Origin of the sequence: Paenibacillus sp. oral taxon 786 str. D14 (assembly GCF_000159955.1) — a bacterium.
GTDB classification, from domain to species: Bacteria; Bacillota; Bacilli; order Paenibacillales; family Paenibacillaceae; genus Fontibacillus; species Fontibacillus phoenicis.
Genome location: NZ_GG695972.1, coordinates 98,240 through 106,588 on the forward strand (window position 1 = coordinate 98,240; position 8,349 = coordinate 106,588).

General features: G+C 60.7%; 5 protein-coding genes. 4 read left to right on the top strand and 1 reads right to left on the bottom strand.

Annotated elements, in window-relative coordinates; all coding sequences use genetic code 11:
• Position 1 precedes the first annotated feature (1 nt).
• The 3 genes from POTG_RS05595 to POTG_RS05605 all read left to right on the top strand — a co-directional run bounded on the left by POTG_RS05595 (position 2) and on the right by POTG_RS05605 (position 5,313).
• Positions 2-2,455, top strand: coding sequence for a glycoside hydrolase family 95 protein (locus POTG_RS05595; protein ID WP_009223841.1), 2,454 nt, complete (start codon positions 2-4; stop codon positions 2,453-2,455).
• Positions 2,452-4,833, top strand: coding sequence for a glycoside hydrolase family 95 protein (locus POTG_RS05600; RefSeq protein ID WP_009223842.1), 2,382 nt, complete (start codon positions 2,452-2,454; stop codon positions 4,831-4,833). The genes POTG_RS05595 and POTG_RS05600 overlap by 4 nt, the downstream gene beginning before the upstream one ends.
• A 111-nt stretch (positions 4,834-4,944) precedes the next feature.
• The gene (locus POTG_RS05605) at positions 4,945-5,313 is read left to right on the top strand and encodes an MmcQ/YjbR family DNA-binding protein (RefSeq protein ID WP_009223843.1); all 369 of its coding nucleotides are present in this window, start codon (positions 4,945-4,947) and stop codon (positions 5,311-5,313) included.
• Between the two features lie 34 nt (positions 5,314-5,347).
• On the opposite strand, the gene POTG_RS05610 is transcribed toward POTG_RS05605, so the two are convergent.
• Positions 5,348-6,295 (bottom strand): AraC family transcriptional regulator, encoded by a 948-nt coding sequence (locus POTG_RS05610; RefSeq protein WP_009223844.1) that lies wholly within the window; start codon positions 6,293-6,295, stop codon positions 5,348-5,350.
• A 121-nt stretch (positions 6,296-6,416) separates the two neighbouring features.
• Between POTG_RS05610 and POTG_RS05615 the strand changes: the two genes are divergently transcribed.
• The coding region (locus POTG_RS05615) for a DUF5107 domain-containing protein (protein WP_009223845.1) at positions 6,417-8,349 on the top strand (1,933 nt) is incomplete at its 3' end.

The following is an 8,349-nucleotide window of genomic DNA, read 5'->3' on the forward strand; positions in this document are numbered from 1 at the left end:
GATGGAGCAAAACACAAAGCTGCAGTACGACAGGCCGGCCACGGTCTGGACCGAAGCGCTGCCGGTCGGAAACGGGCGCCTTGGCGCGATGATTTACGGCGGGGTGGAACGGGAAACGATCAGTCTGAACGAAGATACTTTATGGTCCGGGTATCCGCGTGATTGGAACAATCCCTCCGCCCGGCAGGTATTGCCTGAGGTGCGGAAGCTGGTCCGGGAAGGCCGTTATGAGGAGGCGGATCAACTGGGACGTCAAATGCTGGGGCCGTACACGGAATCCTATTTGCCGTTTGGCGATTTACAGCTGACGTTCGAGCACGGGGCCGCCTGCCGGAGTTACCGGCGCACGCTGGATCTGGCGGACGCCATCCACGTGACGGAATACACCGTCGGGAAAGTGAGCTATAAGCGCGAAATCTTCGTATCCCATCCCGATCGGATCATCGCCATGCGGCTGACGTGCAGCCAGCCGGGAGCACTTGCTTTTCATGCACGGCTCGACAGTCCGCTCCGCCATATTGCCGCCGTGGAAGACGGGATATTCGTGATGCGGGGGACAGCGCCGGAACGGGTGGAGCCGAACTACGTGAACGCGGATCGCCCGATCCGCTACGGCGATCCGGCCGTCTCCCCGGCGATGGCCTTTGAGGGGCGGCTGGCGGTAACGGAAACCGACGGCCGGGTCAGCGTCGACGGGGACGGTATCCGCGTTCTGGACGCCACGGAGGCCGTATTGTATTTCAGCGCCGCGACGAGCTTTGACCGGTTCGACCAAATCCCCGGGGCGGGGCGACCGGAATCGGTACCGGCGGACGTGGCGGCGGCTCGGGCCAGAGCGGACTTGACTGGTGCATTAGCCAACCGGTACCTGGAGATTCGGGCCCGGCATATCGAGGACTACCAAGCCCTGTTTAGCCGCGTCAGCTTGCGGTTAGGGGAGACGGCGGCCCCGGAAGGGTTGGACACGGAGCGGCGGATCGTAGAATACGGGGCCGCTGATCCGGGGCTGGTTGAGCTGCTGTTCCATTACGGCCGGTATTTGCTGATCGCCAGCTCCCGGCCTGGCACGCAGGCGGCTAACCTGCAGGGAATCTGGAATGCGATGACTCGGCCGCCGTGGAGCAGCAACTGGACGCTAAATATCAACGCGGAAATGAACTATTGGCCGGCCGAGGTGTGTAACCTGGCGGAATGCCACTGGCCGCTGCTGGAGATGATCGGCAACCTGGCCGAGAATGGGGCCAAAACGGCCGCCGTCAACTACGGTACCCGGGGGTGGGTCGCCCATCACAACTCGGACATCTGGGGTCAAACCGCACCCGTGGGCGATTTCGGCGGCGGCGATCCGGTCTGGGCGCTGTGGCCGTTGGGCGGCGTCTGGTTGACCCAACATCTATGGGAGCATTACGTCTTTGGCGGGGACGTCGCATATTTACATGATTTTGCATACCCCATCTTGAAGGATGCTGCCTTGTTTGCTCTGGATTGGCTCATTGAAGACGAATCAGGCCATCTCGTAACTTCGCCTTCGACTTCGCCGGAGCATAAATTCCGTACGGCGAATGGAGTTGCAGCGATTAGTGAAGGATCCACGATGGACCTGTCGCTCATCTGGGAGCTGTTTACGAACTGCATCGAAGCGGCAGGTGTGCTTGGCATTGACGAGGCGTTTCGTGAGGAACTGCGGCAGGCCCGTGAGCGACTCTTGCCGCTGCAGGTTGGGAAGTATGGACAGCTGCAGGAGTGGAGCCGGGATTTCGAGGACGAGGATGTCCACCATCGGCACACGTCCCATCTGGTGGGCGTCTATCCTGGCCGCCAGCTCTCGGCAGAGGAGACGCCGGAGCTGTTCGCCGCAGCGCGGCAAGTGCTGGAGCGGCGGGGCGATGAAAGCACCGGCTGGAGCCTGGGCTGGCGGGTCGCCCTGTGGAGCCGGTTCGGCGACGGCGATCGGGCGCTGCGGCTGCTCGGCAATATGCTGCGGCTGGTGAAGGACGGCGAAACGGAGCGCTATAACCACGGCGGCGTATACGCCAGCCTGTTGGGCGCACATCCGCCGTTCCAGATTGACGGCAACTTTGCCGCTTCGGCGGGCATCGCCGAGATGCTGCTGCAGTCGCACCTCCCTGCGCTGGTGCTGCTGCCCGCTCTGCCGCAGGCCTGGCCGGACGGCGAGGTCCGCGGCCTTCGTGCCCGCGGCGGCTTCGAGGTAAGCCTGCGCTGGGCGAACGGCAAGCTGACCGAGGCGGAGATCGTGTCGACGCTGGGCCATGCCTGCCGCGTTCGCGTGGGGCTCAGCGGGGGCGAGCCGCTGACCGTATACCACGGTGGCGTGGAGGTAGCCGTGGAACGGATCGCGGAAGGCGATATCCGATTTGAGACGGAAGCCGGGGAAACGTATCGGCTGGTCCCGGATGACCGGACGTCCTCCGGCAAGGTGGAGGGAAGGCAATGAAGGTGAACGCAGCGGAGCTTGGCGCAACCAAGCTCTGGTATGACAAGCCGGCTGCGGGTTGGTCGGAGGGCCTGCCCGTGGGCAACGGACGGATCGGCGCCATCGTCATGGCCGCGCCGGAGCGCGAGGTCTGGAACCTGACCGAGTCGACCTACTGGTCCGGCCAAGCGGATGAGACGGCATCCGCGGCGTCCGGAGGCAAAGCGGCGCTGGCCGCGATCCGCGAGCGGCTGTTCGCCGGCGATTACGCGGGCGGCGACCGGCTGGCGAAGCAAGCGCTGCAGCCGCCGAAGCGGAATTTTGGCACCCATCTGGCGATGTGCGATGTGGTGATCGAATTCGCTCCGTCCGGCGAACCCAGCGAGACCGAGACCGGGGCAGTCAACGGAGCGTGCTCCCCTTTCCGACGCGAGTTGGACTTGTCGACGGCCCTGCTGACGACAACTTCCGGCCAGCCCGGATCAACGCTGGTGCGCGAGCTGTTCGCTTCTCATGCTGACGATGTTCTCGTCTCGCGGATCTGGAGCGAAGCGGCGGGCGGCGTCTCGTTTACGCTTGGCCTTGCGGGACTGACGCCCGAGTTTGAGGTTTCGGCGTCCGGTATGGCCGCGCTGGAATTCCGCGGCAAGGCAACGGAGACGGTGCATAGCGACGGGGCTTGCGGCGTCCGGTGCCGCGGCCGCATCGAGCTCGACACCCGGGGCGGCAGCCTTTATGTTCAGAACGACCGACTGGTGGTCCGCGGCGCGGACGAAGCATGCATTTATCTGACCGTCGCCACGGATTACCGCTGCGAGTCGAGGTCATGGGAGCTGGCGCCCCGATTACAGGCTTCCTTGGCGTTATCTAAGGGTTACGATCAGCTAAAAGCAGATCATTTGGCCGATTACGAGCCGTTGTTCCGGCGGGTGTCCATCGAGCTGGGTCCGTCCGAAGAAGCGGCGAAACTGCCAACGGACCAGCGGATTCGCCTGCTGCGGCAAGGCTATAGCGATCCCCAGCTGTTCGCATTGTTCTTGCAATACGGCCGGTATTTGACGCTGGCCGGTTCGCGGGAGGATTCGCCGCTGCCCTTGCATTTGCAAGGCATTTGGAATGACGGCGAGGCATGCCGCATGGGCTGGAGCTGTGATTACCACCTCGACGTGAACACGGAGATGAACTATTATCCGACCGAGGTGGTACATCTTGGCGAGAGCCAGCAGCCTTTGATGCGTTATCTGGAGGATTTGGCCCGCGCTGGCCAAAAGACAGCTCGCGATGTATACGGTTCGCCGGGATGGGTGGCCCATGTCTTTTCCAATGTGTGGGGGTTTACCGATCCGGGCTGGGATACTTCATGGGGACTTAACGTAACTGGCGGGCTATGGCTGGCTATGCAAATGATTGAGCATTACCGGTTCGGGTTGGACCGTGTATTCCTGGAGAAGCAGGCGTATCCGGTGCTGCGCGAGGCGGCGTTGTTTTTCCTCGATTACATGACGGTGCATCCCAAATACGGCTGGCTGGTGACGGGGCCGTCGAATTCCCCGGAGAACCACTTCTACCCGGGGCGTCCGGAGGAAGGATGCTGGCAGTTGTCGATGGGCTCCACGATGGATCAGGCACTCGTACGGGAGCTGTTTACGTTCTGTTTGGAAGCGGCGGAGCTGCTGGAGGAGGATGTGGAGCTGCGCTCACGCCTGAGCTCTGCAATCCCGCTGCTGCCCCCGCTGCAGATCGGCAAAAAGGGACAGCTGCAAGAATGGCTCGAGGACTACGAGGAAGCACAGCCGGAGCATCGCCATTTGTCACACCTGTTTGCGCTGTACCCGGCGCATCAGATCACGCCGGAGGAGACGCCGGAGCTGGCAGCCGCAGCCCGGGTGACGCTGGAAAACCGCATGCAGCAGGATGAACTGGAGGATATCGAGTTTACGGCGGCGTTGTTTGGGTTGTTTTTTGCCCGGTTGTATAATGGGGACCGCGCTTTGAAGCATATTTCCCACCTGATTGGGGAGCTGTGCTTCGACAATTTGCTCAGCTATTCTAAGGCGGGGATCGCCGGGGCAGAGACGAACATTTTTGTCATCGACGGTAACTTTGGCGGTACGGCGGCGATTGCGGAAATGCTGCTGCAAAGCCGGCCGGGCGGCAACATCCGCCTTCTTCCGGCGCTTCCGGCGGCTTGGCCGACGGGCCGGGTGACGGGACTGCGGGCGAAGGGCAACGCCGAGGTTGATCTCGCTTGGGAAGCGGGCCGGTTGAGCAGCGCAGTCGTGCGTACGTATTCCCCGGGTACGTTTACCTTAAGTCTTGGCGACCGCCGCGTAACCTTTGAGGCCAAAGCTGGCGGGGAGTATCGGTTTGATGGGGCGTTGACGCTTCAAAACGGATAGCTCTGGCTCTGCAACACAATCGGGGTCAATTCGGAAACGGGAAGCGGCTTTTCCTCCCGTGGCCTGCATGATATAGTTACACCATAAGCAAGCCTATGAGGGGGAAGGGTCGTGTACCGTAAACTGGTAGCGTATTGTTTGTCCAAAAAAGGGGCCGTCGAGGAGTATCCTTTTGGCCCGGAGACGACGGTCATCAAGGTCGGGGGAAAAATGTTCGCCTTGCTGCCTGTCACGGCCGACGATGAGACCGCGAGCATCTCGCTAAAATGCGATCCCGTGATCGCCGCCAATCTCCGGGAGCAGCATGAATGCGTGAAGCCGGGGTATCATCTGAATAAAAAGCACTGGAATACGGTCACCGTGGACGGCAGCTTGTCGATGGACGAATTGCGGGCCATGATCGACCACTCGTACGATCTGGTGCTTGGCGGTTTGACGAAAGCCGCCCGCGAGGCGGTCCTGATGCGCATCGGCAAGTAATGTCGGCGCAGGAAGGCTTCGGCCGCTCCGGGGCTTATCCCTTCGGAATACGGCGGTATTCGGTTGGGGAGTACCCCATGATTTTCTTAAATAATCGCGAAAAATAATACGGGTCGGACAAGCCGACCGCACCGGCGATCTCTTTGACGCTTAGGCCGGTGAGGTCAAGGAGCTGTCCGGCCCGTTGCATTTTCAGCCGCAGAAAATATTCGATCGGCGGAAGCCCCGCCTCCCGGTTAAACAAGTAGACGAGATGCTGCTTGGACAGCCCAACCTGCTTCGCCAGTTCGGACAGCGTGAGGTTCTCTGTCAGCCGCTCGGTCATGTAGCGGACCGCTTCATCGAAATAGCGTTCGCGTTTGCGGTCCTGCGCCGACCGTTCGGCGCTGAGCCCGATGCTGCTAAGCAAGTGGCGCATGGTCTGGGCGACATGGATCTGCACGGGCAGAGAGTAGTGCTTGTCATGAAGCAGGCGGTAACACTGCTCAAAATGCTCCAACAGCTGGGCATGTACGCTCAGCGGCAGCCGGACAGGGCCGCCCTGGTCCAGGCCGTAGGTGTGAATCAACGCGTTGGTATCCTCGCCCTGCAGGTGAAACCAGTAGATACTCCAGGGTTTATCGGTCGAAGCCCCATATCGGTGCGGCTTATGCGCCGGGATCACTGCCAGCTGGCGCTCGGTCAGCGGGTAGCTTTGTTGCATTTTGCTCGTCGTCGTTCCTGAGCGGTCTGGTCTGCCGTCCGTGGGTTCCTCGCTCCATTCCACCCATCCTTCGCCTTCCACACAATAGATGAAGATATGAGCGTCCGCCCCTTCCGGGCGCTCCCGATAGTGATGCCGGGCATTCGGGAAAAAACCGATGTCGCTGACGAACAGCGGCCGAGTCAACGTGGAGTTGTTCAGTTCTTTCAGCATATAGTCCGGTTGAACGAACAGCATTTGCGCCTCAAAACCGTCCGGCTTGCGAATTTGATGATCCACAGAAACGCCTCCTCATAAGAATATAGTCCATCATTCCCCGTATTTCGTCAATTGGAATTCCTTCAGCTCCGGGGTACATTGGGGTTACAACCGATTCAACCAATGAAGGGGAGGATTTGAGATGAACGTTCAACAGCGGGAGGCGTCTCCAAAGGCTGCGGTTCGAGTCTGGGAAGAAGATAAGCTGATCCCGACGTATGGGGTTGGAGAGCCGGACAAGAACCCGATGTTTTTGGAAAAACGCGTATATCAAGGCAGCTCCGGACGGGTATATCCCTATCCGGTCATCGATAAGATTTACGATGAGAAGCGGGAGGTCAGCTATCGGCTGGCGATTTTGGAAAATGAGTACGTGCGGATCGAAATCATGCCGGAACTCGGCGGACGGATCTACCGTGCGCTCGACAAGACGAACAACTACGATTTCGTTTATTGCAACCGCGTGATCAAACCAGCGCTAGTTGGCCTGGCCGGGCCGTGGATTTCCGGCGGCATCGAGTTCAACTGGCCGCAGCATCACCGGCCGAACACTTTTGGCCCGGTTGAGTACCGGCTGGAGCAGGGAGAGGACGGCAGCGCCACCGTTTGGGTCAGCGAAATTGACCGCATGTATGGCACGAAGATGACCGCCGGGTTTACACTGTACCCAGGCAAGGCGTATCTGGAGATATCCGCGCAGCTGTACAACCGGACGCCGGAGCCGCAAACGTTCCTGTGGTGGGCTAACCCGGCCGTGGCGGTAAATGATCATACGCAGTCCGTGTTTCCGCCGGACGTTACCGCCGTATTCGATCATGGCAAGCGCGACGTCTCACGGTTTCCGATTGCCACCGGCACGTACTACAAGATGGATTATTCGGAGGGCGTAGATATTTCTCGTTACAAAAACATCCCGGTCCCCACGTCCTACATGGCTTACAAATCCGACTTCAACTTCGTCGGCGGGTACGATCACGGCGTGCAAGCCGGCCTGCTGCATGTCGCCAATCACCACATTTCCCCGGGGAAGAAGCAATGGACTTGGGGGAACGGCGAATTTGGTCAGGCTTGGGACCGCAACCTGACGGACGAGGATGGCCCGTACATCGAGCTGATGACCGGGGTGTATACCGACAACCAGCCGGACTTCACCTGGCTCCAGCCGTATGAGGAGAAGTCGTTTAAGCAGTATTTTATGCCTTACAAGGACATCGGTGTTGTAAAAAATGCTTCCATCGAAGCGGCCGTTAACCTCGAAGTCGACGAGACGGCGCGGACGGCAACGGTGCTGGCGTATGCGACCTCCGATTATGCAGGGGCGGTTGTGGAGCTCAAAGGCGCACGCCGGACCTACGTATCCGACACCGTGCGGCTGTCGCCGGTTTCGACCTACAAAACCGTTGTCCCGTTGGATGAAGGCGACCAGCCTCATGACTTGCTTGTGACGGTGCGCGACAGTGAAGGGCGGCTGCTGATTTCGTATCGCCCGGCCAAGCCGTCGATTGAACAGGTGCCGGAAGCCGCCAAGCCGCTGCCGAAGCCGCAGGAGCTGAAGAAAAACGAGCAGCTGTATCTGGCCGGTCTGCATCTGGAGCAGTATCGCCATGCTACGTTTGAGCCAGAGGCGTATTATTTGGAAGGCCTGAAGCGGGACGCCAGCGATATCCGCATCAACGTCGCTTATGGCACGTTGCTGCTGCGACGGGGCCGGTTTGCCGAGGCGGAGGCGCATTTCCGCACAGCGGTGAAGTCGCTGACCTGGCGCAACCCGAACCCGTACGACAGCGAAGCGCTGTACCAGCTTGGGTTGGCGCTGCAGCTGCAAGGGCGGGACGAAGAGGCGTTCGCCGCCTTCTACAAAGCCGTCTGGTCCGCCGCCTGGCAGGACAGCGGCTACTATTCACTGGCCGCGATTGCCTGCGGCCGCGGCGAATATGCGGAAGCGCTCGAGCTGGCCACGCGCTCGCTGATCCGAAACAGCCGCAACTATAAGGCGCGGCATTTGAAGGCGGCGCTGCTGCGGAAGCTCGGTCGGCCGGCGGAAGCGCTCGCCTACACGGGCGAGACGCTGGCGC

Excerpts from the sequence above, each read along its gene's own strand:
- POTG_RS05595 (WP_009223841.1), top strand. The coding sequence starts at position 2 with ATGGAGCAAAACACAAAGCTGCAGTACGACAGGCCGGCCACGGTCTGG.
- POTG_RS05600 (WP_009223842.1), top strand. The coding sequence starts at position 2,452 with ATGAAGGTGAACGCAGCGGAGCTTGGCGCAACCAAGCTCTGGTATGAC.